The sequence below is a fragment of the Sulfitobacter sp. TBRI5 genome, from assembly GCF_051013555.1.
Taxonomy (GTDB): Bacteria; Pseudomonadota; Alphaproteobacteria; order Rhodobacterales; family Rhodobacteraceae; genus JL08.
Genome location: NZ_CP112884.1, coordinates 2343899 through 2369822 on the forward strand (window position 1 = coordinate 2343899; position 25924 = coordinate 2369822).

The window sequence follows — 25924 nt, forward strand, 5'->3', positions numbered from 1 at the left end:
ACGTTGGATCCGCTGCCACAATCCGTTTTGTTTTGTTGCGACCACAATGCCGTGCGGTCTCCGATGGCCGAAGCGATCATGAAAAAGTTTTATGGGACCGGGACGTATGTGCAATCTGTCGGCGTGAAGAACGATCTGGAAATTGACGGTTTTTCGATCGCGGTCTGTCAGGAAATCGACGTGGAACTGTCGCGCCACCGGTCGCGATCTTTTGATGAAATGGAACAATGGGGCGACGATCTGTCGTCCTTTGATCTGGTGGTGGCGCTGTCGCCCGCATCACAGCGCCGCGCGCTTGATCTAACGCGCGTGTTCCATCTGGATGTCGAATACTGGCCCATTCTGGACCCCACCGGTCTGGGCGAAACACGCGAAGCCAAGCTGGACAGTTACCGGCAGGCCCGCGATCAGATCATTGAAAAACTGCAGGCCCGCTGGGGGCCACCAACGGAGGGACCATGAGCGACGTTATCAAACGGTATTTCGCCGCCTTTAATCTGGGCGATGTTGAAAGCATGCTGGACTGCGTGTCCGACGATGTGGCGCATCACGTAAACGAGGGCCAGATCCGGCGTGGCAAGGACGCATTTGCGGAATTCTGCGCCCATATGAACCGCTGTTACAAAGAAGAACTGACCGATATCGTTGTGTTCGAGGCCAATGGCGGTACCCGTGGCGCGGCCGAATTTACCGTCAAGGGCACTTACCTTGAAACCGATAGTGGACTACCCGAAGCCAAAGGTCAGCGTTACAAGCTGCCGGGTGGGTCGTTCTTTGATATGGCGGACGGCAAAATCACCCGCGTGACGACCTATTACAATCTGGCCGACTGGATCCGGCAGGTGTCTTGATTGACGTTCGCACCCTGACCGGTCCGGCGCTCGGGTCTGCGCTGGATGATGTGGCAACCTTGCGGATCAGTGTGTTTCGCGACTGGCCATATCTTTACGATGGCGATCACGAGTATGAGCGTAATTATCTGCAGGTTTACCGCAACGATCCCCGTTCCATTCTGGTGGGTGCATTTGACGGAACGCGTCTGATCGGCGCATCAACCGGCGGGCCGCTTGTCAGCCATGCCAGCGATTTTGCCGATGCGTTTCAGGACAGCGGCATAGACCTTGAAACAGTGTTTTATTGTGCGGAATCCGTTCTTTTGCCGGCTTATCGCGGGCAGGGTATCGGTCACGCGTTCTTTGATCACCGCGAGGCACATGCCCGCGCGCTGGGGTTTGATAGCGTGGCGTTCTGTGCGGTGATGCGCCCTGCCGATCATCTGGCGCGTCCGCCCGATTACCGGGCACTGGATACGTTCTGGCGGGGCAGGGGATATGCGCCACTGGATGGTGTGATTGCACAGTTTTTCTGGAAAGACATCGGCGAACCCGAACAGACCGCCAAACCGCTGCAATTCTGGATGCGGTCGCTAAAATCCTGAATCGCCCAGCAATGCCTTGCATAGCGGACTGTTTGCATCGGCCAGACCGTCAATCACATTGAAATGGTGTCTGTCGGGTTCTGCAATCGCCTGTGTGCTGGCGCCCAGCCCCTTCCAGATATTGGGCAACAGATCATTCTGGCGCAAGAATTCGGACCGTTCCGATTGTCCGACCCAACAGGTCAGCGGGATACCACCGCGCGGTGTACACAGGGCAGGGCTTTGGCGGGTGGCCTCGTCTGGTGTTAACCGGATCGCATCATTCAGTTTCGTGCGCAAAAGCGGGCGCAGATCGTGCAGACCCGAAATCGAAACCACATGCCGGACCCGGTCTGCGACGTCATTTGACAGCGGGCTGTCGTCACACATCAGGCGGGTGACAATGTGCCCACCTGCGGAATGGCCAGTCAATCGCACCGGCCCGGCCACATGGCCTGCCGCATGGTCAACCGCGCTTGCGATCTGGGCAACAATGCCTGTCACGCTGGTGTCGGGGCACAAGGTATAAGACGGCATTGCAACAGCCCACCCCGCAGCCACAGGACCGGCAGCAAGGTTGGACCAGTAGGATTTGTCAAGCCGCACCCAGAACCCGCCATGTACGAACACGATCAGCCCTTTTGGTGCATATTCGGGCAGAAACAGATCATAGGCTTCACGCGGGTCTGCACCATAAGCTATGTCCAGTTGGCCGCGCGCCTGATCACGGAATTTCTGCGCAGGCGCGACCCACGCGGCGGGCCAATTGTCGCCTCCGGGAATGTTGGCGGCGTTCGCGTAGGCATCGTCCCAATCGGTGATATTGAACATGTAAAGGCTTTCCGCTGGCTGGCAATAAGTTTGAGGCTTAGATATTTTATACTCAAAATAATACTTGATTGAAAAGACGAGTTATGACGAAGATGGGTGGACCTTTCGTTTGAAAGAACAGAATGTCGTATCCGGAAGACGGATAAACCAATGGGGAGTAAACCAGAATGTCACAAAAGATGACCAGAATTACAACAACACTGACAGCGGCAGCGCTTGGCGTTGGCCTTGCCAGCGGCGCTTTTGCCGAAAACCTTAAAATCGGCATGGTTGTCACGCTGTCCGGCCCTCCGGGTGCGCTGGGCAAACAGGCGGCGGATGGCTTTGCCCTCGCGCTTGAGGAAAAAGGCGGCAAGCTGGGCGGTCAGACGGTTGAGATGTTTGTCGAAGATGACGAGCTGAAACCTGATGTCGCGCTGTTGAAGGCCAAGAACCTGATTGAGCGCGAAGAAGTTGATATCGTTGTCGGTACGATTTTTTCCAACATGCTTCAGGCGATCTTCAAGCCGGTCGTGGAATCCGAAACATTTCTGATCAGCCCGAATGCGGGCCCGTCCACGTTCGCCGGTAAGAACTGTAATCCGTATTTCTTTGTCACGTCCTACCAGAACAACCAGAACGCCGAAGTTGCGGGCATGATCGCCAATTCAAAGGGATACGAAAACGTCTTTGTCATGGTGCCCAACTATCAGGCTGGCCGCGACAACGTCGAAGGGTTCAAAAGCACTTTCAAGGGCAATGTCGTAACCGAAGTGTTCACGCCCCTTGGCCATCAGGATTTCTCGGCCGAACTGGCGCAGATTTCCACATCGGATGCGGACGCGCTGTTTACGTTCATGCCGGGCGGCATGGGGGTGCGTCTGGTCAAACAGTTCGCCGGCGCGGGCCTCAAGGACAAGATGGATTTCATGTCGGTGTTCACGACCGATGAAACCACTTTGCCGGGACAGCAGCAGGATGCTGTCGGATTTCTTGCGGCAGGCAACTGGGCCCCTGATATGGACAACGCCGCCAACAAGGCATTCGTTGACGCATTCGAGGCGAAATACGATTACGTTCCCGGTGGTTATGCGATGCAGGCCTATGATACGGCCATGCTGATTGACAGTGCCGTATCCAAAGTGGGCGGCGATATGTCGAACAAGGACGCGGTGCGCGAGGCGTTGAAAGCGGCTGACTTTACGTCGGTGCGTGGTGATTTCGCATTCAGCAACAACCACTATCCGGTGCAGGATTTCCACATGCTGCAAGTGGTGGAACGGGCTGATGGCAAATTCCATACGTCCTACATGGAAACCATGATCGAAGACTATTCCGACAGCTTCAAGCAAGACTGCGCAATGTAACTCTGAATTGGCCCCCCGGATCGTCCGGGGGCCAATCCTTGACAGAGGCATGGTGTCTTGTCCTTTTCCCTTCTTCTGATTCAATGCCTGAACGGGCTGCAATACGGCGTGTTGCTGTTTCTAATCGCGGCGGGCCTTACTCTGGTTTTCGGGGTGATGGGATTCATCAATCTGGCGCATGGAGTGCAGTACATGGTGGGGGCCTATCTGGCCTTCGCGTTTTTCGGGCTGACCGGAAATTTCTTTCTGGCGCTGGTGTTATCCCTGATTGTCGCGCTGATCTTTGGCCTGTTGCTGGAAGTGCTGGTGTTCCGACACTTATATGATCGCGACCATCTGGATCAGGTGCTGGCCACGTTCGGGATTATCCTTTTTCTGAACGAAGCGGCCAAGGTTATCTTTGGCCCGCTGACACTGACGATACCGCCGCCCGAATTCCTGTCAGGATCAGTGCAACTGACCGAAAACCTGCGCTATCCGGTGTATCGTTTTGCGACCATCGCCGCCGGTCTGGCCGTTGCGATCGCATTGTGGGCAATTGTCACCCGCACCCGCGTGGGCATGTTGATCCGCGCCGGGGCCAGCAACCCCACGATGGTGTCGGCGCTTGGCGTGAACATCCAGCGTTTGTTTATGGTGGTGTTCGGGTTTGGCGCGATGCTGGCCGGGTTTGCCGGCGTGATTGCGGCACCGATCTTTTCCATCGAACCGGGTATGGGCGACAACATCCTGATCGTGGCGTTTGTTGTCATAATCATCGGCGGGATCGGATCCATTCGCGGCGCGTTTATTGCGGCGCTGCTGGTTGGGTTGATCGACACGATGGGCCGCAGCTTGGCCACCAGCACGCTCAGTCTGGTTCTTGACGGTTCCATGGCCAACCAGATCGGACCGGCGCTGGCGTCGATGCTGATTTATATCCTGATGGCCGCCATCCTGATCGTGCGCCCCGAAGGTCTTTTTCCGACGAAAGGGGCGGCTTGAAATGGATCGCTCTGTCCTGATTGCAGCTGTGATCTTTGCCATTTTGCTGGCGGCACCGGTTCTGGCGAACCAGTTTGGCGGCAGCTACCTTTTGTCCCTTCTGATCAAGGCGATGTTGCTGGCCATCGCGGCACTGTCGCTTGATCTGTTGATCGGGCAGGGGGGTATGGTCAGTTTCGGGCACACGGCCTTTATCGGGCTGGGGGCTTATGTCACTGGCATCGGACTGGAAGAAGGGATTGATAATATCCTGATCCTGTTGCTGATCACGCTGTTGGTCAGCGGGCTGTTCGCCCTGATCACCGGCGCGCTCGCGTTGCGCACATCGGGCGTTTATTTCATCATGATCACACTGGCCTTCGGGCAAATGGCGTATTTTACATTTACGTCCCTTGCGGCCTATGGCGGCGATGACGGGCTGACCTTGTGGAGCATGGCAGAGCTGTTTGGTACCGATATCGTCCAAAACGGTGGCGGGTTGTATTTCATTATCGTGGGTGCGCTGATCGGCACCTGGTGGCTGGTTCACCGGATTGCGGGGTCACGCTTTGGCCGGGTGTTACGCGCGGCCAAGGAAAACCCAGGACGTACCGAAGTTATGGGGTTTTCGGTCTTCCGCTACCGCCTGATCGCCTATGTGATCGCCGGCATGATCGCGGGTGTCTCCGGTCTGTTGATGGCGCAGCACACCGAATTCATCAGCCCCGCCATTTCGACATGGCAGAAATCCGGTGAACTGATCGTTGTTGTCGTCCTTGGCGGCATGGGCACCCGCAACGGTGCCATTCTGGGCGCGTTCTTTTTTGTTCTGGTCGAAGAATTCCTGGGCGGCCTGTTCCACGAATGGAAGCTGATTTTCGGCCCGCTATTGGTGCTGATGGTGCTGTATGCGCGCGGCGGTCTGTCGGACCTTCTAAAGGTGCGCAGCAAAAAGGCCGCTGCAACATGAGCGTGCTGATCATTGAAAATCTGAACAAATCGTTCGGATCGGTGAATGTCACGAACAACGTGTCGCTCAGCGTGGATGAGGGAGAGTGTCACGCGCTGATCGGGCCGAACGGTGCGGGCAAAACCACCCTGATCCACCAGATATCCGGCGTCCTGTCTCCTGACAGCGGACATGTGCGCTTTGATGGCCATGATGTGACCCATCTGCCCGTGTGGCAACGGGTTCAGGCCGGGCTAAGCCGCACATTCCAGATCACCTCGATCATTCCGTCGTTTTCGGTGCTCGAAAACGTGGCTCTCGCGGTGCAGGCCAAACAGGGGTCCAGCCTACGGTTCTTCAAACCGGCGCGGGATGAAAAGGCGCTAAACGATGCTGCGATGCAGGCCATTTCGGATATCGGACTGGCCGACCGGGCCGATATGGCGGCTCAGGACCTGTCTCATGGCGAACGCCGGTTGCTGGAACTGGGGATCGCATTGGCGGGCCGGCCGAAATTTCTGTTGCTGGATGAACCGATGGCCGGGCTGGGGCGCGCCGAAAGCGAAACGCTGATCGGTATTCTGGACGCATTGCGCCGCGATATCCCGATGCTGCTGGTCGAACACGATATGGATGCAATATTCCGGCTGGCCGATGTGGTGTCGGTGCTGGTCGATGGCGTGGTGGTTGCCCGTGGCACGCCGGACGAGGTGCGCCAAGACCCTGCTGCACGCGCGGCTTATCTGGGAGACAGCGCGGCATGACCGGTTTTGTCGAGATATCGGGCCTTTGCGCGGGCTATGGTGCGGCAAAGGTTCTGTTTGATGTGTCGATGTCTTTGCCCAAAGGGCAGGTCACAACCCTGATGGGGCGCAATGGCATGGGCAAGACAACGACTGTGCGGTGTATCATGGGCCTACTGAAACCGACTGCAGGGCACATCGCGATTGCCGGACAGGACATGACAGGCGCACAGCCCTTTGATATTGCACGCGCCGGTCTGGGGCTGGTGCCCGAAGGGCGGCAGGTTTTTCCAACACTCAGCGTCAGTGAAAATCTGCGCGCCACGGCACGCGGGTTGCTGGGCTGGAACGAAGAAAAAGTCTATCAGGCGTTTCCGCGTCTGGCCGAACGCAAACGCAATCTGGGGCGCGAATTGTCGGGTGGTGAACAACAGATGCTGGCCATCGGGCGGGCACTGATGACGAACCCGGAATTGCTGATCCTGGACGAGGCGACCGAAGGTCTGGCCCCGCTGATCCGTGCCGAGATCTGGGACATGCTGGCGCATCTGAAATCCCAAGGTCTGTCGATCCTGCTGATCGACAAGAACCTTGATGAGTTGTCGCGCATTTCCGATCATTACTATGTGATCGAAAAGGGCGAAATCGTGTGGTCGGGCGATCATACGAGATTTGCCGATGCCCGTAGCGAAGTCGAAGGGTACCTGCACTTGTAAACGCAGATCAGAAAGGGAGAATAAGATGAAACTGGAACATGGTGTCACGCTGTCCTCGGACAGTTTCAAGGACAAGCCGTGGAATGTGGTTGGCCACACCTACACGCCCAAACTTTTGTCGGACAATGCGTTTGTCTGGCACGCGGTCCTTCCGGCAGACACGTTTGTGCCGCCGCATATCCACACCACGCAGGACGAATGGATTTCCGTTCTGAGCGGGCAGCTTGAGGTCGAATTCGGTTCTGAAAAGCTGGTTGCGAATGCCGGTGATCTGGTGCGGATGCCGATGAACGAACCCCACGGCATCTTCAACCGATCCGGGGCCGAGGCGACGGCGATGTTTGGCGTTGCGCCCTGTGGCAAGTTGTTCGAACTGTTCCAGAATCTGAACAACGTCACCGATCCGGCCGAACTCGTTCGGATTTCCGCAGAGCATGATGTGGATTTTCTGCCGCCCCCCGAATGATCAACGAATGATCCCGCCGCGTGGTCAGGCGCGGTTCACCTGTTCTGGCCGATAGCCCGCCATCGTCTGGTATTCGCCGACGATGGCGCGCAACTCGTCCGGTGTGGCGACCTGATCCAGTGCCTGAAATCCGTTTGGCGCGCGATCCTCGACCAGATCGATCACCCGTTCCGGCCCGCCCTTGCGGTTGGCCCGAACGATATCGGCGGTGGCGGTGCGCCGTTCGACATCATAGGGCGCCAACCCGGCAATCCCGTCCTGTTTCAGGTATCCGGCCAGCGCCACGGCATCCAATATTGCCTGACTGGCCCCGTTCGATCCAACCGGATACATCGGATGCGCCGCATCGCCCAGCAATGTCACACGCCCGTGTGTCCATTGATCCAGCGGATCACGATCGCACATCGGATAGACATAGATATCCTCCGTCGCCTTGATCAGGGCAGGGATGTCCATTTCGGGAATGTCGATCTTGCCCGTGACATGCTGCATCACTTCGTCCAGATCGCCGCGGCGCGACCAGTCATCCGGATGCGGCAACGCATCGTCAGCCGTGGCGACATTGGCGCAAATCACCCAGTTCATCAGCGTTTCATCAGGGCGTGCCGGATCATTATAGATCGGATACAGCACCAGCTTTGATCGCATTCCCCCTGCAATGATCATGGTTTGCCCATCAAGATACGGCGCCGACCAAGTGGCCCCGCGCCACATCACGATGCCCTGCCAGCTGGGCGGCCCCTGTTCGCCGTGCCACGCATTGCGCACCGTAGAATGGATGCCATCGGCCCCGACTAGAACGTCAATCCTGTCGGAAACAGGGCCGGTGTCAGTTTCAAACCGGACGCTGACCCCAGTATCATCCTGCGTGAAATCGACCAGTTTATGGCCGGTCCGGATCGCGTTTGGCCCCAGACGTTCCGTTACCGCATCGGCAAGGCAGGCTTGCAGTTTACCGCGATGGATCGAAAATTGCGGTACGTCATATCCGGCCCACGTACCGCGCGGCTGGCGCAGAATATCCTGACCCGTGGTGGTCTTGTACACCAGTTCGCGCGTTCGGATGCCGATCTTGTCCAGCGCGTCCAGCAACCCCAGATCGGCAAGTTGCCGGATTGCGTGGGGCAGAATGTTAATGCCGACGCCCAGTTCGTTGATGGATTTCGAACGTTCGAACACCACTGGCGAAAACCCGGCCCGATGCAGAGTCAGAGCAAGAGCAAGGCCGCCAATGCCGCCGCCCGCGATTGCAATTTTCAGGGGTTCGGTCATCGTGCGTCTCCGTTTTGGGCTTAGATATTTTAAGTATATAATATATCGGACGCGAGTCTACGGATTGATCAGTGGCTGTGCTGATTCTCTGAGTTCCGGGGGAGTTTGCTGCCCGCATGATTTGAAAACCCGGCGTGAAACGATTTGTTTCGATTCCGGAAATCCTGCGAAATAAGGCCAACCGGCCTCAATCGGCGGCGTCCTGAAACATGCTTCTCAGACTCGTATTTGGAAACAATTTTCGGATAATTGCTTGTTTTTCCTGAAACAGAAAAACCGACTATCTTGGATTGTTTCGCATGTTGTTACAATGTGAAGGGTTTTTGCGTTATCCAACTGCCCTTGTTCTGACCAAAACTTGCCGCGGCATCAAAAGAAATCCGTCATACCAACACCTTGTTGTTCAGCGAAAACGTAAGTGTAGTTGGTAAAGAGTATCCGCAAACGGCAATTTGGTGTATGCTGATTGTCAGCCGCGGTCTGGTTCCTGCCGGGGCTTGCCGCGTGTGGCCCCGGCAATTGTGTTCCGGGCTGCGTGACTGGGGTGGGCCCAGTTTTAGTGTTTGTAGTTCAAGTGACGAGTGTAAAATGAGTAACCAGAACAATGATGCCGCCATTTTGTCGGCCGTAACGCAAAGTGTCCTGTCAGATGTAAAACTGCGGGCACCGACGCCGAAACCCCGTATCGCCAAAACCTGGAGCTTGCCCGGCTTTTTCGGCAAGTGCCGTATAATGACGTCTTTTGGCAAGCTGCCGATCGAAGCGTTGCGCAAGCGTGATCCCGTCAAAACCCTTTCGGGAGAATACCTTGAAGTGACGTGGGTCGACAAAATCCAGTTGGACGAAGATTTCCTGTTACATCATCCGCAGGCGCAACCTGTGTTCATCCCGCGCAATGGTCTGGGATCATTGCAGCCGGAAACGAACATGCTGGTTTCACCGGCGCAACGGCTGAAAGAACCGGGGCGTGTGGGCCGTGAAGCGTTGAAACCTGCGTCAGAACTCGTGGGGGGCACATCGGCGACGCGCCTGCCGCATTCCGGTTTCACCTATTATGTATTCCACTGTGAAAAACCGGCGGTGATCAACGTGGAAGGGATATGGTTTCACGTTGCGCCGTAGGTGAACGTGAAAACAATCTGTTCAGCGCGATTTTTCTTCGGCCTTTTTCCGAAATGCCGGTTTTTGATCATGGTGGCGGAACGCCGAAATATTTTGCGAAAGTTCGAATATTGCTGTAGAATTAGAAAACCTTGCGCTGTTTTCCATTGCGATTCCGGCGCGCCCTGATTGTAAAACTCTGGAGCTTGTTTTGCTACGCTCGATCATCACAGTCGCACTTGTCGGTTCTTCTGCACCTTGGGGTGCGGCTTTGGCGCAGGATGGCCGGGTTTCGACCATGTCGGGCAGCGACTGGACCTTTACGGCAGCGCCCTATGTCTGGGGCACGGGGCTTGACGGCGATATAGGGTTGTTCGGCTTTCCGGCACAGGATGTCGATATCAGCTTTGGCGACGTTCTTGATAATCTTGATATGGCATTCATGGGCGTTTTTACGGCGCGCAACGGCCCCTACAGTTTCGGCGTTGATCTGGTCTATTCGAAACTTGGCACAAATATCGGAACACCCAACGGCATCGCTGCATCCGATATCGATGTCGATGCTACGACATTCTGGGGCACTTTTTACGGCGGATATCAGATTGTTGACGAACCCACCGCATCGGTCGATGTCATCGGGGGCATTCGGGTCTGGTCGGTTGAAAACGATTTCCGCTTTAACGGCGGTGCACTGGCCGGCACGTCCGCCAGTGACGGTGATGACTGGATAGATCCGGTTATCGGCCTGCAATTCCGCAAGGATCTTTCGGAAAACTTCTATGTATCCGGCTGGGGCATGGTGGGCGGCTTTGGCGTGTCTTCCGATCTGGTCTGGGATGCACTTGGGGTCGTCGGTTACGAGGTCAGCGATGTGACTTCGATCATCGTTGGCTACCGGGCATCGGGCGTGGATTACAGCAGCGGCGGTTTTTCATATGACACCGTGCAGCAGGGTCCGATTGTCGGTGCTGCCTTTCGGTTCTAGAAAGTTGGTGGCGTACTTGCGCTCATGATCTCGCAATGGGTTTTGCCGATGTTGCGAAACCGGTGGGGCAGGCGGCTATCGAAAAGGTAACCATCCCCGGCTTTTAGCACGCAAACCTGATCCGCTACCGTAATCTCGATTTCGCCGGAAATGACGATACCGGCCTCTTCGCCGGGATGTGACAAAAGCTCGGGTCCGGTATCACCGCCCGGTGGGTAGTTTTCATGCAGAAACTGCAGCGTATGCTGGGATGCATCGCCGACCTGTCGCAAAGACAGGACGGCCGACCCGTTGGCATGGCCCTGGGGGGCAATCTCGGTGAATTCATCCGCGCGAAAGAAAATCTTGGCCCGGTCTTCGACCTCGAAGTCGGAAAAGAATTCGGACAGGCTGATCGGCACGGCATCCAATAGCCGCTTGAGAGACGCGACCGAAGGGCTGGACTTGTTCTTTTCGATCAGGGAAATCGTTCCGTTGGTCAGGCCAGCGCGCGATGCCAGTTCCCGTTGCGACAGACCGCGTGCCTTTCGGATCATCTTGATTTTCTGTCCAATATCCAACGCAAACTCCTTTGACCTGACAGGTGGCACAAACATGTGCTAAATAAAAGGCCCAACGCGGTCAGCGCCAAAGCGCTTGAGCCGGTCAGATTCTGCCGCCAGACGGTATCTTGGCCAAATCCGTATTGACAATAATATTAAACGCAATATTGAAAATTTAAACGTAACGGAACATTTCTTTTGAAAGGGAACCCTGCAATGGCCCGTGCTGCTAAAAAACAAACTGCAAAATCCGCCGTAAAGAACAAACCGAAAATCGTAGCTGTTTCCGATCTGACGCCGTCGGCGCAAACCAATGCGTCGCTTGTCGCGCGTCGTGACGCGGCGGTGCCGCGCGGTGTTGCATCAGCGGCGCCGATCTATGCGAAATACGCTGAGAATGCGGAATTGTGGGACGTTGAAGGCAACCGCTACATTGATTTCGCGGGTGGCATCGGCGTTTTGAATACAGGCCATCGCCACCCCAATGTGGTGGCCGCTGCCAAGGCGCAGGAAGATCACTATACCCACACAAGTTTTCAGGTTGTGCCTTATGAGCCCTATGTGGCGCTGGCAGAAAAGCTGAACGAACTGGCCCCGGGCAGCCATCCGAAGAAAACGCTTTTGGTGACAACCGGTGCAGAAGCCGTTGAAAACGCAGTTAAAATCGCGCGCGCTGCCACTGGCCGCCCCGGTATCATCGCGTTCACTGGTTCTTATCATGGTCGTACGTTGCTGACCCTTGGGATGACGGGCAAGGTTTCGCCCTACAAGAAAGACGTTGGCCCGTTCCCCGCCGATGTATTCCGCGCACCGTTCCCGTCCGTGCGGGATGGTATCACGGTCGAGGATGCGCTGATCGGGCTGAAAAACCTGTTCCTGACAGACGCCCAGCCCAGCCGCGTGGCCGCGATCATTCTGGAACCTGTTCTGGGCGAGGGTGGTTACATTCCCGTTCCGTTCGAAATGATGCAGGCATTGCGTGAAATCTGTGACGAGCACGGCATCCTGTTGATCGCGGACGAGGTTCAGGCCGGATTTGGCCGGACAGGCACATGGTTTGCCATCGAACATTCCGGTGTGGTGCCTGACCTGATCACCGTCGCCAAAAGCATGGCAGGGGGCTATCCTCTGGCCGGTGTGATCGGGCGCGCCGACATCATGGATGCGCTGGAACCGGGCGGTCTGGGGGGCACATATGGTGGCAACCCTGTCGCGTGTGCCGCCGCAATGGCTGCCATTCAGGCAATCGACGAAGAAGGTTTGCTGGAACGCTCGACCAAGATGGGTGAACATTTTCGCGCCCGTTTCGCCGAGATTGGAGCACGGTCTGCCCCCCACCGTATGTGGGATATTCGCGGGTTGGGCGCGATGATTGCTGTTGAATTCGTTACCGATTTCGAAAGTGCCAAGCCTGATGCAGCCCTTGCCAAATCGATCTGCGCCCATGCGCTGAAACGCGGCCTGATCCTGCTGGGATGTGGCATGCACGGCAACGCGCTGCGTATCATGGTGCCGCTGACGGCGTCGGAGGAACTGATCGAGGAAGGCCTTGTAATCTTCGAAGACGCCCTGAGCGCAGCTGTTGCGGAACAAATGGCCGCCTGACGCGTTGAGACCTTGCGTGACTGAAAGGCGCGCATTATTGCGCGCCTTTTTCGTTTCGGATCACATCGACAGGTCTGCCCGGTGAAAAGCACGGGAAAACCCAAATCGCGCAAGCCTGTTGATTAATAAAATAAACACTCATATCGTGAGTATCCGGGCCGGCGGTTGCAACGACAAGCGCTATACACGGCCCAAAGGGGAGAAAAACAGATACTGAACACTCGGTTCATCAAACAAACCGGTTTCCGGGGGCAAAATTGGCGCATTTCGCCTGTTTCCGTTCCGGTTGGAAGGGCGTAAGACGTGCCGGACACGAAGCCAATCACCGGGTTGATCCGCAATCCGCTTCGTCAGCACGGAGACCGATGAGTATGACCCCTTTCGCAATTGCGGGCGTTCAGATGTATGTGAACGCGTTGCAGCCCAATGTCGACGGTATGATCCAGCGCCTGGATATCCTGATGGCGCGATTCCCCTGGACGCAGATGGTGCTGTTCAGCGAACTGGCGCCCTTCGGTCCACTGGATCGCTTTGCCCAGACCCCGGAAAACGAAACGCTTGACCGGTTTTGCGAAGCGGCACGGCGCCACCGCGTCTGGCTGATACCGGGGTCGATGTTTCTGAAGGCTGCGGATGGCCAGATTTACAACACCGCCGTCGTGATCAATCCCGAAGGCGAGATTATTCGCCGGTATTCGAAAATGTTCCCGTTCCGCCCGTACGAGGCAGGGATCGCCGCGGGCACTGAATTCTGCGTGTTCGATGTGCCTGATGTGGGGCGGTTCGGCCTGTCGATCTGCTATGATATCTGGTTCCCCGAAACGACACGCCAGTTGACCAGCATGGGCGCTGAGGTGTTGTTGCACCCCGTTCTGACGGGCACCACCGACCGGGATGCGGAACTCGCCATTGCGCGCGCCACTGCGGCACAGTTCCAGTGTTATGTGATTGACGTGAACGGTCTGGGTGCGGGCGGCGTCGGCAAATCCTGCGTGATTGATCCGTCGTCGACCGTTCTGCACCAGTCAGCGGGGCAGGAAGATATGTTCCCGATCGAAGTCGATCTGAGCATGGTGCGCCGCCAGCGCGAAACCGGCATGAAAGGGTTGGGTCAGGTTCTGAAAAGTTTCCGCGACCGGTCCAGCGACTTTCCTGTCTATGACCGTACCAGCGGCACCGATGCGTTCCTGCATACTTTGGGGCCGCTTGAAATTCCGCGACAGGGATCGCGTGCCGGGCTGCATGTCGATGTGCCGACATCAGAACCGGGGGCAGGCATCCAGTCGCAACCATCAGTCCACGATATCGGCGCAACGCCGATCTTGGGGAAAACATCCAGCGGCTAGATATCGCTCTGTTCCGGCCGTCTGACGCGGCCGATTGCATCGGTATCCTGCCCCGGAAACGGAGTATGAACGATGCATTCTGTGAACGACTATCATTCGGCGATCCAGTTGCGTTCGGATCGGTGGAGCGCCCTGCGCGAAGCCACATCCAGCCTTGCGCGCAAGCCTTCTGAAAGACAGGCCAACAAGTGCAAGGCCGCGATTGAAGAATTGTTCGTCTCTCTGGCGGTGATAGAACCCTACTGGGCCTTTCCGGGGATGGCAGCGTTTGACCATATGCGCCGTCAGTTTGAGCATGGCAGCTTTGATGATCTGTCTTTTGCGGTCAATCGTGTCACACGCGCCCTGACGACAGGGGCTTACAGACGCCGGCATATCCCGCTGGAACGGGATTCAATCGACAGCGAAGAGCACGACGACGAGGCGATGCTGTCCCCCGAAGCGCGCGCGATGAGCAAACCCTATTTCGAGGTCCTGATTGTCGATCAGGTCAACGAACATCAGGAACGCTGGCTGAAAAGCAACGTGAACCGCATGCGCCGCTCCGAAGATCCGTTTATCTATGAAGCCGTGGTGGTGCCGTCGCTCGAAGACGCATTGATTGCGGTTCTGTTCAACTACAACATTCAGGCCATTGTGGTGCGCCCGGGTCTGGTCCTGCAATCCAAGGTCGACCAGCCGATTTTGACAAAATACCTGAACAATGCGGGCGGTCAGGAACAGATCGAGGCGATGGCACCGGAAGATATCGGGCCGGAACTGTGCCGGCTTATTGCGCGGGTGCGCCCCGAACTTGATGCCTATCTGGTTACTGAACGGTCTGTCGAAGATATCGCCGGGCTTGATCTGGGAATATGCCGCCGCGTTTTCTATAATCAGGAAGATTTCATGGAGCTGCATCTGAACATCCTACGCGGTGTTCAGGCGCGAAATAAAACGCCGTTTTTCAACGCTTTGGTCGAATATTCGCGCCAGCCGACAGGTGTGTTTCACGCATTGCCGATCAGCCGCGGCAAATCGATCACCCGCTCGCACTGGATACAGGATATGGGCGCATTTTACGGGCCCAATATCTTCATGGCCGAAACATCGGCCACATCGGGCGGGCTTGATTCATTGCTGGAACCGCATGGTCCGATCAAGGAAGCGCAGGAACTGGCGGCGCGCGCGTTCGGTTCAAAGCAGACATTTTTTGCCACCAACGGCACATCAACCTGCAATAAGATCGTCGTGCAGGCCCTGGTTCGCCCCGGTGATATCGTTCTGGTGGACCGTGACTGCCACAAATCCCACCATTACGGCATGGTGCTGGCAGGGGCGCAGGTCTGTTATCTGGACAGCTATCCGCTGGACGAATTTTCCATGTATGGCGCCGTGCCCCTGCACGAAATCAAGCATCAGTTGCTGAAACTGAAAGCGGCCGGAAAGCTTGATAAGGTCCGTATGCTGCTTCTGACGAATTGCACCTTTGACGGCATCGTCTACAATGTTGAACGCGTCATGGAAGAATGTCTGGCCATCAAGCCCGATTTGATTTTTCTGTGGGACGAAGCGTGGTTTGCTTTTGCGCGCTTCAGCCCGACCTATCGCCAGCGCACCGCGATGAACGCAGCCAATACGTTGCGCGCAAAGCTGCGCAGCAACGACTATGCAGAAGCCTATGAAAAACAGCAGAAAAAGCTGAAGGACGCGGATGAAGAAACACTTCTGAAGACGCGCCTGATCCCGCCGCCCTCTGCGCGGGTGCGGGTATATGCAACGCAATCCACCCACAAAACGCTGACGTCTTTGCGGCAAGGGTCGATGATCCACGTCAATGATCAGGATTTCAAAGGCGAGGTCGAACAATCCTTTCACGAAGCATACATGACGCACACATCGACGTCGCCGAACTACCAGATCATAGCATCACTGGATGTGGGGCGCAGGCAGGTTGAACTGGAAGGCTTTGAATTTGTTCAGCGGCAGGTCGAGGCGGCCATGTCCATGCGCCGTGCGATCTCGGATCATCCTTTGCTGCAGAAATACTTCAAGGTTCTGACCGCAGGCGACATGATCCCTGAAGCCCACCGCGAAAGCGGAGTGACCAGCTATTATGATACCGAACAAGGCTGGACCGACCTTTGGGACTGTTGGGAAAAAGACGAATTCGTGCTGGATGCCACCCGCGTTACCCTGTCTGTCGGAGGAACGGGTTGGGATGGTGACACGTTCAAGACCGATATTCTGATGGATAAATACGGTATCCAGATCAACAAGACCTCGCGCAATACGGTACTGTTCATGACGAATATCGGCACGACGCGGTCCTCTGTCGCCTATCTGATCGAGGTTCTGGTCGAAATTGCCAAAGGTCTGGATGATTTGCTGGACGATGCCAGTCGAATGGAAAAACTGTCGTTTGAACGGCGCGTCCGGAACCTGATGGAAGACCTGCCCCCCTTACCCGATTTCAGCCGCTTCCACGATGCATTCCGCGCCGATGGCGTCACAACCGAAGGTGATATTCGCACCGCTTATTACCTCAGCTATGACGAGAAGAACTGTGATTATCTGGAACTGCAAGGCAGCTTGCAGGACGCGCTGGATGCCGGAGAGGAAGTGGTCTCGGCCAGCTTTATCATTCCGTATCCGCCCGGATTTCCCATTCTGGTTCCGGGACAGGTCGTCTCGAAAGAAATCCTCGCCTTTATGCGGGCGCTGGATGTGAATGAAATCCACGGCTACCGCGCCGATCTGGGGTTGCGCGTTTTCACACCCGATGCGCTGGCCCGGAAATCGAACAAAAAACTTTCCACCGCAGCCGAATAGAAAAGGAAACCATATGCCCGCGACCGTGCTTAAAAACATCTCGGAAATCCGCCGGTTCTTTCACCGCAACGAAGATCCGATCTATTTCATTTCGGCCACGAACTTCAACCTGCTGGGGCTGGATGAATGGGTGCGCCATTTCAAGTACATCTGCTACATCGACTGCTACGGCGGCAAGCATCCCAACGTGTTTTGCCCGTCCGAACAGCCACATGCCGAATTCCAGTCGATCGAAGACATCAACAATTACCTTTTGCAGCACAAAGAGGTGATCGATTTCATCAAGCGCCGCGGCGGCAAGCCAAAGTTCGTGTTTCTGATGTTTGACGAGGAAACGGAACGCCTGTCCAAGGAACTGGGCGCGGACGTCTGGTTTCCCAAGGCCAAGCTGCGCACCTCGATGGACAACAAGATCGAAACTGTCCGCATCGGCAACAAGGCGGGTGTGCCATCCGTGCCCAATGTTCTGGCCGAAGTGAAAAGCTATGCGGATCTGAAAAAGACCTGTGAAAAGGCCGGAATCGGGCATGATCTGGTGCTGCAATCTGCTTTCGGGGATAGCGGCCACACGACGTTTTTCATCAAGTCCGAAGCCGATTTCTTGCGCCACGAGCACGAGATCGTCGGCGAGGGCGAGATCAAGATCATGAAGCGCATTGATTGTCGCGGTTCCGCGATTGAGGCCTGCGCCACCAAGGAAGGCACCATTGTCGGCCCGCTGATGACCGAACTTGTCGGGTTCAAGGAACTGACCCCTTACCGTGGCGGTTGGTGCGGCAATGAAATCCTGCCCACTGCCTTTCCCCCCAAGGTGCGCCAGAAAGCGCGCGAACTGACATTCAAATTCGGCGAACAACTGCGCAAGGAAGGCTATCGTGGCTATTTCGAACTGGATTTCCTGATCGACAAGAAAACTGGTGACTTGTGGCTGGGTGAACTGAACCCGCGTATCACCGGCGCGTCATCAATGACAAACCACGCCGCTTTTGCCCATGCGGACGCCCCGTTGTTCCTGTTCCACCTGCTTGAATTCTCGAAAAAGAAATTCCAGCTGGATGTGGATGAGTTGAACTCGCGCTGGGCCAATGCCGACATGATCGACAGCTGGAGCCAGATGGTGATCAAGCACACGGATGACAGCGTGGATATCTGCACGCAATCCCCCGAAACCGGTATCTACAAGATGCTGGAAGACGGGCGTGTCGTGTTTGACCGTTTCGATTACCACCGCCGCGCCGTCGAATCCGAAAACGAAGCGTTTTTCCTGCGTATCCTGCAACCGGGTGATTACCGCTATGAAGGGGCCGATATCGGCATTCTGGTCACCCGTGGCCGGTCGATGACCAAAGGTTTCCAATTGAATGAACGCGCCAAGAAGTGGATACACGGGATCAAACAAACCGTTGCGGGTCGGCCGCTGCCGGTGGCCGAAGCGGGGCCGGCATTGGCAGATCCTGCGTTCAAGATCATGTAGCCCGGGAACCATCAATCAATGCTGTGGCGTGCCATATCAGAAGATCAACCCGGCCCGAAATGGGCCGGGCTTTTTGCTGAATACTGGCCCGACTACAAGCGTTGGTGGTTGAAAGAAGGCGAAGGCGTGCGACCAACCTACGCCCAAAGCCGGGCCGCTCTGGCAACGCACATGCCGGAAATCGTGCCATTATATGAAAACCTCTGTGAACTGGCGGGCGGCAGTGACCACGCTGCACGGTTCCTTAGTTTTTATCGCCCGCCGCCCTATCTTGCAGGATGCTCGCAGGCGATCTGGCCGGGGAAAGAACCAGTTCTTGTCCGCAACTACGATTACAATCCGAATGCCTTTGACAGCCTGTTGCTTAAAACGCGATGGCAGGGACGGCGGGTGATCGGCACCAGCGACGGCTTGTGGGGTTTGGTGGATGGCATGAACGACGCGGGCCTTGCCGTTTCGCTAACGTTTGGCGGGCGGCGGGTTGTCGGTGACGGGTTTGGCGTACCGCTGATCCTGCGTTACGTGCTGCAAACCTGCGAAACCGCGCAGGATGCGGGTGCGGCACTGGCGCGGATACCAACCCACATGAGCTATAATGTGACGGTTCTTGATGCAAAGCGGAACTATCTGACGGCCATGATGGGGCCGGACAGACCCGCCATGATCACCCATGCCGCGGTCGCCACCAACCACCAGGAAACAGTGGAATGGATCAGCCACGCGCGTTTCACCTCGACTGTGGAACGCGAAAGATACTTGTTGCAACGGCTGACCTTGCACCGCGATCCGCAGGATAAATTCATCGACGCCTTTTTAAAGCCGCCCTTGTATTCCACCGCGTTTTCGGCCGGATTTGGCACGCTTTACACTGCCGTCTATCGTCCACGTAAGCTTGAAATGGAAATCCGCTGGCCCGGCACGATCTGGCCCATGTCGATGGATGATTTTCAGGAAGGCGGTCGCCGGGTGCAGATACCGGGCGCGGCATAGATCGAATTGTTTGCACTTTCCGGTGGCGTCTTGAGAGTTTGATTGCCGGTGCCGTCTAAGATTGACCTGCGGCACCGATTGCCGTGATCAATGGCAAAGCGCGCAATGTCTCACAGAACAATAGCACGAACCCCCGGGAAACGACTGTGCTCGGGGGGGTCCCCGACACTAAGGCCGAACATGTGTCAGCATCGTGGAGCCTGTGATGTCGTGGCGTGAGCGGCTGTTCGATCTGACGATTCTGGCGCTGCTCGCACCGTTTCTGATCATTGCCGTGCCTCTCATCAGTTTTCTGTTGCTTGTGACGCAGGGGCGGCCGGTGTTTTACCTGTCACGGCGGATGAAATCGCAGGATCAGCATTTTTCCCTGATCAAGTTCCGGACCATGCGCGCCTGCACTTCGGATGCCGGTGTCACCGGTGGTGACAAATTTGCGCGCATAACGCCGCTTGGGCGGCTGCTTCGTCAGACGCGGCTTGATGAATTACCACAAGCCTTGAATGTGTTGCGGGGCGATATCCGTCTGGTCGGGCCGCGCCCGCCGCTGCCCTGTTACGTGCGCAACAACCCCGATCTTTACGCCAAGGTTCTTAGTGCGAAACCCGGCATAACCGGTCTGGCCAGCCTGCTTTACAAGGATGCCGAGGCGCGCCATCTGGCCCGCTGCACGACCGCAGAACAAACTCACGCCGTTTACAATGCGCGGTGCGTGCCGCGAAAGGCAGCGATTGACCTGATTTATCAGCGCAACCGTTCTTTGTTGTTCGATCTGTACCTGATTCTGGCCACAGGTGCGGTGCTGTTTGGGGTCAAATTCCACGGGCGGCCTTATTTCCGGCGCGGTGGTCCGCCCTTGTAACCGCTGGGCTTCCCACCGGGTTTACCCGAAGGTTTTCCGGCTGGTTTGCCGAATGGCTTTCCGCCCTGTTTGCCCGCGGGCTTGCCGGGCCTTGCGCCGGGTTTGCCCTTGCCCGGTTTGCTGCCGGGGCGTTCAATCCGTTTTGAGGGATCGCTTGCATCAAATTTGGGGCGCTTGGGTTTGGGCGTGGCCGTAGCGGGTGCGGTGGCTGGCGCAGCAGGTCTTGGCGCCTCGGCCTTGGCCTTTTTGTGCGCGGGCTTGGCCGCGGGTGCGCGCTTTTCCGAAGGTTCGTTCCCCGCTTTGCGGTCTTTTACCGGTTTCGCCGGCTGTGGGCGATCCGGTTTCTGGCGCGGTTTGCGTTCACTCACAGCGCCTTCGGGGCGTGATCGTTCGGGGCGCGGACGTGCCGGCATTTTATCCGTTGCCTCGCGTGCCGGGCGGGGCTCGCGCCGTTTGGGCGCGCCGCTGCTTCGGGCCGGGCCTGCACTGAAATCGGGGGCTTGCGCCAGTCGCGTTAATGTCGCCCCGCCTTCCACTTTCTCACCGGCTTTTCGCGCAAAATCGTCGGCGCGGGCCGCCTTGATCTCAACAAAGCTTTCGGACTGACGAATTCGGATCGCCCCGATATCGTCCTTGGTGATGCCACCCGCATTGCACAGAATTGGCAGCAGGCGGCGCGGCTCTGCATTCTGATCGCGCCCGCCGGAAACGGAAAACCAGACAGAGGGGCCAAATGCTTCACTTGGGCGCGGATCAGGGGCCCCGCCGGGATCGGCCAGTTCTTCCGGCGCAGACTGGCGTGCCTGAAACAATCTGATATAGGCGGCGGCGATCTGTTCGGCGTTGTAGCGTCCGACCAGTTCACCGACAAACGCGGCTTCGCCCTCTTCAACCGGCATGTCCCAGACGGGATCCTGCAAAAGCCGTTCTGCATCCCGCGCCTGCACGGCTTCGGCAGATGGGGCCGATACCCATTCGGCGTTGATCTTGGCCATTTTCATCAGCCGCTGCGCCTTGTTGCGCGATTTTGCCGGCACGATCAGCGCACTGACCCCCTTGCGTCCTGCGCGCCCGGTGCGGCCGGAACGGTGCAGCAGCGTTTCAAAGCTGGTCGGCAATTCGGCGTGGATCACCAGTTCCAGATTGGGCAGGTCAATGCCGCGCGCAGCCACATCCGTGGCGATACACACCCGCGCGCGTCCGTCCCGCATCGCCTGAAGCGCATGTGTCCGTTCGTTCTGCGTCAACTCGCCCGACAGGGCCACAACGGAAAACCCGCGATTGGAAAACCGCGTGGTCAACCGGTTCACCATTGCCCGTGTATTGCAGAACACCAACGCATTCGGTGCCTCGTAATACCGCAAGACGTTGATAATGGCGTTTTCCACATCGCGCAGGGCGACGTTCATGGCCAGATATTCAATGTCGCTGTGTTGGGTCTGCTCGGCAACCGTCTGAACCCGCACCGCATCTTTCTGATAGGTCTTGGCCAGTGTCGCGATGGATTTCGGCACTGTCGCCGAAAACATCAGAGTGCGGCGGTCTTGCGGTGCTTCGCCAAGGATAAATTCCAGATCCTCGCGAAACCCAAGATCCAGCATTTCATCGGCTTCATCCAGAACCACCGCCCGGATATTGCCCATGTCCAGCGATCCGCGCATGATATGGTCGCGCAAACGACCCGGTGTCGCGACAACGATATGTGCGCCGCGCTCCAGCGCGCGCCGTTCGTCGCGCATATCCATGCCCCCGACGCAGGACGCCATGACAACACCGGCCTTCGCATAAAGCCAGCTCAACTCGCGTTTGACCTGAAGGGCCAGTTCGCGGGTCGGCGCAATCACCAGCGCAAGCGGCGCGGCGGCGCCTTCAAAACGTCCGTCCGGCCCCAAAAGCGTTGGCGCAATCGCCAGGCCAAAGCCAACTGTTTTGCCCGACCCCGTTTGTGCCGAAACCAGCATATCCGCGCCTTCCAGATCAGGCGCTGTCACAGCCTCCTGAACCGGGGTGAGGGTTTCATATCCACGCTCTTGCAGCGCATCGGAAAGGGTCTGGATCACTTGGGGTTCCACAGGTTTGGCAAAAAAGGGCAGGGACACTCCACGCAGGATCGCCCAAGCGCCTTGCCCTAATGGGAATGGCGCGCGTTGTATAGGGGCAATCCGTCACACGGCGCTTTCACGCAGGGCCGACTAACGAAATTCAGTCAGCCGGACATTGGACAACGGATACTGTTCTTTTTGCTTCAAATACGGATTTTTTGCATCGGCGCAGGATGCCGGTGTGAAGATTGCGCAAACCGTTCGTCTAATCGCGGACCGGTGCGCCGCCGATGCTGGCGCTGATTTCAGCCGCCGCGCGTGCCACCTGTGCGCCAAAACCGTCAACCTGACGATCACCAAACCGGTTGCTGGGTCCCGAAATCGAAACTCCGGCAATTGGTTCGCCCGTTGCATCACAGATTGCGGCGCCGATGCAGGACATGCCTTCAAACCTTTCCTCGCGGTCAAATGACCAGCCGCGGGCGCGTGTTCTGGAAAGATCATCCAGCAGCAAGGTCGGCGTTACCAGTGTGCGCGCCGTGAATTCCTCAAGTCCGGCGGATTGCATCAGTTTCACCACCTTTGACTCGTCCAATGCCGCCAGGATCGCTTTGCCGGTGCCGGATGCGTGCATGGACGTGCGTGTCCCGTGATCAAAGAATGCACGCACCGGGTTTTGCGATTCAACCTGCCCGATAAAGACAACCTCGGATCCGTCAGGCACAGCCAGATTGGCAGTTTCTCCTGTCGACTGCATCAGCGCGCGCATTACAGGGCGGCTGATGTCCAGCAAGTTAGTGCGCTTCAGAAAAGACGTGCCGACACGGTAGGCTTCGATGCCGACCATCCAGGTTTGGGTGTCTTCGTCAAATTCGGCAAACCGGCGCTTTTGCAATGTGGTCAGAATGCGGTGCGTGGTGGCGGTAGGAATGCCCAGACGCATGGCAACATCAGTCAGCGACGCGGCATTCTGGCGCGACAGGGCATCCAGAATACCCAATGCACGATCCAGTGACTGCAAGGTCGAAGCAGAGCTTGCGGTAAATTGTGATTTGGGCCGCCCCCGTTGTTTTCTGACAGGTTCTGACATGGTGCGAATCCTTGCTGAAATCACGGTTGAGTCATGTTTTCATTTTTGAAAAATATTTTCAATAAAAATCTTTTGACAAAAATGAAAATATAAAAAGGCAATAAAAACATCGCAATAAGTAAAAATTTTCAAAATGAAAAATGTTTTTGAGAAAATTGTGAAAAAGACAGGATCGGGTATCTTGTTCTGACCGAAACGAGGAGTTGGTAAGATGTCAGATCAGAACCCTGTGTTCATTCCCGGACCAACCAATATTCCGGATCGTCTGCGCCGTGCGATGCAGGTGCAGTCGCAGGATCACCGTTCGCCCGACTTCGTCAAGACATTCGCGCCGGTGCTGGAAAAAACCAAGGCCGTTTTCGGCACGACCGCGGGTCAGATCATTACCTTTCCTTCAAGCGGAACGGGGGGATGGGAAGCGGCTGTTACCAATACATTGTCCAAAGGCGATACGGTTCTTATCGCGCGATACGGCATGTTTTCGCACCGGTGGATCGATCTGTGTCAGCGCCACGGTCTCAACGTTCAGATCATCGAATGCGAATGGGGTGGGGGCGCACCTGCCGACAGGTTTCAGGCTGCTTTGCAGGCGGACACAGATCGCAAGATCAAGGCGGTACTGGTCACGCATAACGAAACGGCAACGGGCGTTGTGTCGGATATCGCAGCGGTGCGGCGTGCGATGAATGCAGCCGATCACCCGGCGATGTTGTTCGTGGACTGTGTCAGTTCTTTGGCGTCGATGCCGTTTGAAATGGATGATTGGGGCGTGGATATAGCGATCGCCGGCTCGCAAAAGGGCTTTATGCTGGCCACGGGCATGGCAATTCTGGCCGTCAGCCCCAAGGCGCTGGCGCATATGGAAACGGCCGATCTGCCACGCACGTTCTTTGATTTCCGCGACATGATGAAGGCCAATTCAACGGGGGGCTTTCCCTATACTCCGCCGCTGCAATTGATCTATGGCATGGGCGAAAGCCTGAACATGCTGTTCGAGGAAGGGCTTGATAACGTCTATGCGCGTCATCACCGTCTTGCCGAAGGGGTGCGCCGCGCTGTCGCCGCCTGGGGTCTGGACCTGGTTGCGCAATCGCCCGATCTTTACTCCGATACGGTCAGCGCGATCTATGTGCCGGACGGGTTTGACAGCCACGCGCTGGTTGAGCATGCGTTCAGGGCTTACGGCGTGTCCTTTGGCATCGGGCTGGGCGAAATGAACGGCAAGGCGTTTCGCATTGGTCATCTGGGTATGCTGACCGATGTCATGGTACTGTCCGGTCTGGCCACTATCGAAATGGCGATGGCCGATCTGGATTATCCGATCACTCTGGGCACGGGCGTGACCGCAGCACAGAATTATTTCAGACACTCGCGCGACAGCGCGCTTAAATCGGCGGCTTGACCCATGCTTGATACACCAGACCTGACCATCGAGGACGTGAAATGGGCGCATGAACGCATACGCCCCTATATTCACCGCACCCCTGTTCTGACATCGACATATCTGAACGAGCGTACCGGCGCGCGGCTGTACTTTAAATGCGAGAATTTCCAAAAGGCCGGTGCGTTCAAGGTGCGGGGTGCCTGCAATGCAGTTTTCGGGTTAAGCGACGCGCAGGCGTCAAAGGGCGTGTGTACCCATTCCTCGGGCAATCATGCGCTGTCCCTTTCCTATGCGGCAGGACAGCGTGGAATACCGTGCAATGTGGTCATGCCGCGCACCGCTCCGGATGCGAAAAAAGCGGCTGTGCGCGGATATGGCGGCAAGATCACCGAATGCGAACCATCCACATCCAGCCGGGAAGAGGTGTTTGCCCGCGTTCAGGCGGAAACCGGTGGCGAATTCGTGCATCCCTACAATGACCCGCGCGTGATTACGGGGCAGGCGACCTGTTCGCTGGAGCTGATGCAAGAGGTCGAGGATCTGGACGCCATTGTCGCCCCCATCGGCGGCGGCGGCATGATTTCGGGCACGTGCCTGACATTGTCCAATATAGCGCCGCATGTCGAAATTTTCGCGGCAGAACCGGAACAGGCCGATGATGCCTATCGCAGTTTCAAAGCGGGGCACATCATTGCAGATGATGCGCCTGTAACGGTCGCGGACGGGCTGAAGGTGCCGTTAAAGGAAAACACGTGGCACTATGTGTCCAATTTCGTGACCGATGTTCTGACCGCAAGCGAGGACGAGATTATCGCCGCTATGAAGCTGACATGGGAACGGATGAAAATCGTCATGGAGCCAAGCTGCGCCGTTCCGTTGGCCGTGATTCTGAAAAACCCCGAAGTGTTTGCCGGCAAAAAGGTTGGCGTGATCATAACCGGCGGCAACGTCGATCTGGATAAACTGCCCTGGATCAAGGGCTAAGGAGGACA

General features: G+C 56.8%; 24 protein-coding genes. 19 read left to right on the plus strand and 5 right to left on the minus strand.

Going from position 1 to position 25924, the window contains the following annotated elements; genetic code table 11:
• Positions 1-3 precede the first annotated feature (3 nt).
• From OLX72_RS11795 to OLX72_RS11805, 3 genes are read left to right on the plus strand one after another with little or no spacing between them, the layout of a single operon-like run.
• Positions 4-462: a low molecular weight phosphatase family protein gene (locus tag OLX72_RS11795; RefSeq protein WP_114871088.1), complete on the plus strand. Its 459-nt coding sequence runs from the start codon at positions 4-6 to the stop codon at positions 460-462.
• On the plus strand, positions 459-851 hold the full coding sequence (locus tag OLX72_RS11800) for a ketosteroid isomerase-related protein (protein WP_433988724.1): 393 nt from the start codon (positions 459-461) through the stop codon (positions 849-851). Before OLX72_RS11795 ends, OLX72_RS11800 begins: the two co-directional genes overlap by 4 nt.
• Entirely contained in the window at positions 851-1438 is a 588-nt protein-coding gene (locus tag OLX72_RS11805; protein ID WP_433990459.1) for a GNAT family N-acetyltransferase, read from the plus strand. Before OLX72_RS11800 ends, OLX72_RS11805 begins: the two co-directional genes overlap by 1 nt.
• Here the strand turns inward: OLX72_RS11805 and OLX72_RS11810 are convergent.
• Positions 1427-2248: an alpha/beta hydrolase gene (locus OLX72_RS11810; protein WP_433988725.1), complete on the minus strand. Its 822-nt coding sequence runs from the start codon at positions 2246-2248 to the stop codon at positions 1427-1429. The genes OLX72_RS11805 and OLX72_RS11810 overlap by 12 nt on opposite strands.
• Positions 2249-2427: 179 nt before the next feature.
• On the opposite strand from OLX72_RS11810, the gene OLX72_RS11815 reads away from it, so the two are divergent.
• Genes OLX72_RS11815 through OLX72_RS11840 form a run of 6 tightly spaced genes read left to right on the plus strand, consistent with a single transcriptional unit; the run spans position 2428 to position 7431 of the window.
• Positions 2428-3594, plus strand: coding sequence for an ABC transporter substrate-binding protein (locus OLX72_RS11815; protein ID WP_254684625.1), 1167 nt, complete (start codon positions 2428-2430; stop codon positions 3592-3594).
• Between the two features lie 57 nt (positions 3595-3651).
• Positions 3652-4578, plus strand: a complete 927-nt coding sequence (locus OLX72_RS11820; RefSeq protein WP_433988726.1) for a branched-chain amino acid ABC transporter permease — start codon at positions 3652-3654, stop codon at positions 4576-4578.
• 1 nt (position 4579) lies between these two features.
• Positions 4580-5527: a branched-chain amino acid ABC transporter permease gene (locus tag OLX72_RS11825; protein WP_114871083.1), complete on the plus strand. Its 948-nt coding sequence runs from the start codon at positions 4580-4582 to the stop codon at positions 5525-5527.
• Positions 5524-6270, plus strand: a complete 747-nt coding sequence (locus tag OLX72_RS11830) for an ABC transporter ATP-binding protein (protein ID WP_114871082.1) — start codon at positions 5524-5526, stop codon at positions 6268-6270. Before OLX72_RS11825 ends, OLX72_RS11830 begins: the two co-directional genes overlap by 4 nt.
• Entirely contained in the window at positions 6267-6965 is a 699-nt protein-coding gene (locus tag OLX72_RS11835) for an ABC transporter ATP-binding protein (RefSeq protein ID WP_114871081.1), read from the plus strand. The genes OLX72_RS11830 and OLX72_RS11835 overlap by 4 nt, the downstream gene beginning before the upstream one ends.
• A 25-nt stretch (positions 6966-6990) precedes the next feature.
• Positions 6991-7431: a cupin domain-containing protein gene (locus OLX72_RS11840; RefSeq protein WP_114871080.1), complete on the plus strand. Its 441-nt coding sequence runs from the start codon at positions 6991-6993 to the stop codon at positions 7429-7431.
• A 24-nt stretch (positions 7432-7455) separates the two neighbouring features.
• On the opposite strand, the gene OLX72_RS11845 is transcribed toward OLX72_RS11840, so the two are convergent.
• Positions 7456-8703: a flavin-dependent oxidoreductase gene (locus OLX72_RS11845; protein ID WP_433988727.1), complete on the minus strand. Its 1248-nt coding sequence runs from the start codon at positions 8701-8703 to the stop codon at positions 7456-7458.
• A gap of 588 nt (positions 8704-9291) precedes the next feature.
• Between OLX72_RS11845 and OLX72_RS11850 the strand changes: the two genes are divergently transcribed.
• Together OLX72_RS11850 and OLX72_RS11855 are read left to right on the plus strand one after the other, a co-directional pair.
• Positions 9292-9825: a Hint domain-containing protein gene (locus OLX72_RS11850; RefSeq protein WP_433988728.1), complete on the plus strand. Its 534-nt coding sequence runs from the start codon at positions 9292-9294 to the stop codon at positions 9823-9825.
• A 190-nt stretch (positions 9826-10015) separates the two neighbouring features.
• On the plus strand, positions 10016-10789 hold the full coding sequence (locus tag OLX72_RS11855; protein WP_162798106.1) for a hypothetical protein: 774 nt from the start codon (positions 10016-10018) through the stop codon (positions 10787-10789).
• Here the strand turns inward: OLX72_RS11855 and OLX72_RS11860 are convergent.
• Complete coding sequence (locus tag OLX72_RS11860; protein ID WP_114872368.1) at positions 10786-11349, minus strand: cupin domain-containing protein; 564 nt, start codon at positions 11347-11349, stop codon at positions 10786-10788. The genes OLX72_RS11855 and OLX72_RS11860 overlap by 4 nt on opposite strands.
• A gap of 198 nt (positions 11350-11547) precedes the next feature.
• Between OLX72_RS11860 and gabT the strand changes: the two genes are divergently transcribed.
• The 6 genes from gabT (at position 11548) to OLX72_RS11890 (ending at position 20416) form a co-directional block, all read left to right on the plus strand.
• Entirely contained in the window at positions 11548-12936 is a 1389-nt protein-coding gene (gene gabT, locus OLX72_RS11865) for a 4-aminobutyrate--2-oxoglutarate transaminase (protein ID WP_433988729.1), read from the plus strand.
• A 371-nt stretch (positions 12937-13307) separates the two neighbouring features.
• Positions 13308-14282 (plus strand): carbon-nitrogen hydrolase family protein, encoded by a 975-nt coding sequence (locus OLX72_RS11870; protein ID WP_114871075.1) that lies wholly within the window; start codon positions 13308-13310, stop codon positions 14280-14282.
• A gap of 72 nt (positions 14283-14354) precedes the next feature.
• Complete coding sequence (locus OLX72_RS11875; protein ID WP_433988730.1) at positions 14355-17093, plus strand: aminotransferase class I/II-fold pyridoxal phosphate-dependent enzyme; 2739 nt, start codon at positions 14355-14357, stop codon at positions 17091-17093.
• Between the two features lie 13 nt (positions 17094-17106).
• Positions 17107-18567 (plus strand): biotin carboxylase, encoded by a 1461-nt coding sequence (locus OLX72_RS11880; protein ID WP_433988731.1) that lies wholly within the window; start codon positions 17107-17109, stop codon positions 18565-18567.
• Between the two features lie 18 nt (positions 18568-18585).
• Positions 18586-19557, plus strand: coding sequence for a C45 family autoproteolytic acyltransferase/hydolase (locus OLX72_RS11885; RefSeq protein WP_433988732.1), 972 nt, complete (start codon positions 18586-18588; stop codon positions 19555-19557).
• Between the two features lie 205 nt (positions 19558-19762).
• On the plus strand, positions 19763-20416 hold the full coding sequence (locus OLX72_RS11890; protein WP_114871071.1) for a sugar transferase: 654 nt from the start codon (positions 19763-19765) through the stop codon (positions 20414-20416).
• On the opposite strand, the gene OLX72_RS11895 is transcribed toward OLX72_RS11890, so the two are convergent.
• Together OLX72_RS11895 and OLX72_RS11900 are read right to left on the minus strand one after the other, a co-directional pair.
• Positions 20386-22476, minus strand: coding sequence for a DEAD/DEAH box helicase (locus OLX72_RS11895; protein ID WP_433988733.1), 2091 nt, complete (start codon positions 22474-22476; stop codon positions 20386-20388). The genes OLX72_RS11890 and OLX72_RS11895 overlap by 31 nt on opposite strands.
• A 247-nt stretch (positions 22477-22723) precedes the next feature.
• Complete coding sequence (locus OLX72_RS11900) at positions 22724-23548, minus strand: IclR family transcriptional regulator (protein WP_114871070.1); 825 nt, start codon at positions 23546-23548, stop codon at positions 22724-22726.
• 211 nt (positions 23549-23759) lie between these two features.
• On the opposite strand from OLX72_RS11900, the gene bhcA reads away from it, so the two are divergent.
• Positions 23760-24950 carry an L-aspartate--glyoxylate aminotransferase BhcA gene (bhcA, locus tag OLX72_RS11905; protein ID WP_114871069.1) on the plus strand — a complete coding sequence of 397 codons (1191 nt, stop codon included), beginning with the start codon at positions 23760-23762 and terminating at the stop codon, positions 24948-24950.
• Between the two features lie 3 nt (positions 24951-24953).
• Positions 24954-25916, plus strand: a complete 963-nt coding sequence (gene bhcB / locus OLX72_RS11910) for a beta-hydroxyaspartate dehydratase BhcB (protein ID WP_433988734.1) — start codon at positions 24954-24956, stop codon at positions 25914-25916.
• The last annotated feature ends 8 nt before the right edge of the window (positions 25917-25924 follow it).

What these genes read in the sequence shown, in the direction of transcription:
- OLX72_RS11800 (WP_433988724.1), top strand. Translation starts at nt 459, where the DNA reads ATGAGCGACGTTATCAAACGGTATTTCGCCGCCTTTAATCTGGGCGAT.
- OLX72_RS11810 (WP_433988725.1), bottom strand. Translation starts at nt 2,248, where the DNA reads ATGTTCAATATCACCGATTGGGACGATGCCTACGCGAACGCCGCCAAC.
- OLX72_RS11815 (WP_254684625.1), top strand. Translation starts at nt 2,428, where the DNA reads ATGACCAGAATTACAACAACACTGACAGCGGCAGCGCTTGGCGTTGGC.
- OLX72_RS11825 (WP_114871083.1), top strand. Translation starts at nt 4,580, where the DNA reads ATGGATCGCTCTGTCCTGATTGCAGCTGTGATCTTTGCCATTTTGCTG.
- OLX72_RS11830 (WP_114871082.1), top strand. Translation starts at nt 5,524, where the DNA reads ATGAGCGTGCTGATCATTGAAAATCTGAACAAATCGTTCGGATCGGTG.
- OLX72_RS11835 (WP_114871081.1), top strand. Translation starts at nt 6,267, where the DNA reads ATGACCGGTTTTGTCGAGATATCGGGCCTTTGCGCGGGCTATGGTGCG.
- OLX72_RS11840 (WP_114871080.1), top strand. Translation starts at nt 6,991, where the DNA reads ATGAAACTGGAACATGGTGTCACGCTGTCCTCGGACAGTTTCAAGGAC.
- OLX72_RS11845 (WP_433988727.1), bottom strand. Translation starts at nt 8,703, where the DNA reads ATGACCGAACCCCTGAAAATTGCAATCGCGGGCGGCGGCATTGGCGGC.
- OLX72_RS11850 (WP_433988728.1), top strand. Translation starts at nt 9,292, where the DNA reads ATGAGTAACCAGAACAATGATGCCGCCATTTTGTCGGCCGTAACGCAA.
- gabT (WP_433988729.1), top strand. Translation starts at nt 11,548, where the DNA reads ATGGCCCGTGCTGCTAAAAAACAAACTGCAAAATCCGCCGTAAAGAAC.
- OLX72_RS11870 (WP_114871075.1), top strand. Translation starts at nt 13,308, where the DNA reads ATGACCCCTTTCGCAATTGCGGGCGTTCAGATGTATGTGAACGCGTTG.
- OLX72_RS11875 (WP_433988730.1), top strand. Translation starts at nt 14,355, where the DNA reads ATGCATTCTGTGAACGACTATCATTCGGCGATCCAGTTGCGTTCGGAT.
- OLX72_RS11880 (WP_433988731.1), top strand. Translation starts at nt 17,107, where the DNA reads ATGCCCGCGACCGTGCTTAAAAACATCTCGGAAATCCGCCGGTTCTTT.
- OLX72_RS11885 (WP_433988732.1), top strand. Translation starts at nt 18,586, where the DNA reads ATGCTGTGGCGTGCCATATCAGAAGATCAACCCGGCCCGAAATGGGCC.
- OLX72_RS11890 (WP_114871071.1), top strand. Translation starts at nt 19,763, where the DNA reads ATGTCGTGGCGTGAGCGGCTGTTCGATCTGACGATTCTGGCGCTGCTC.
- OLX72_RS11900 (WP_114871070.1), bottom strand. Translation starts at nt 23,548, where the DNA reads ATGTCAGAACCTGTCAGAAAACAACGGGGGCGGCCCAAATCACAATTT.
- bhcA (WP_114871069.1), top strand. Translation starts at nt 23,760, where the DNA reads ATGTCAGATCAGAACCCTGTGTTCATTCCCGGACCAACCAATATTCCG.
- bhcB (WP_433988734.1), top strand. Translation starts at nt 24,954, where the DNA reads ATGCTTGATACACCAGACCTGACCATCGAGGACGTGAAATGGGCGCAT.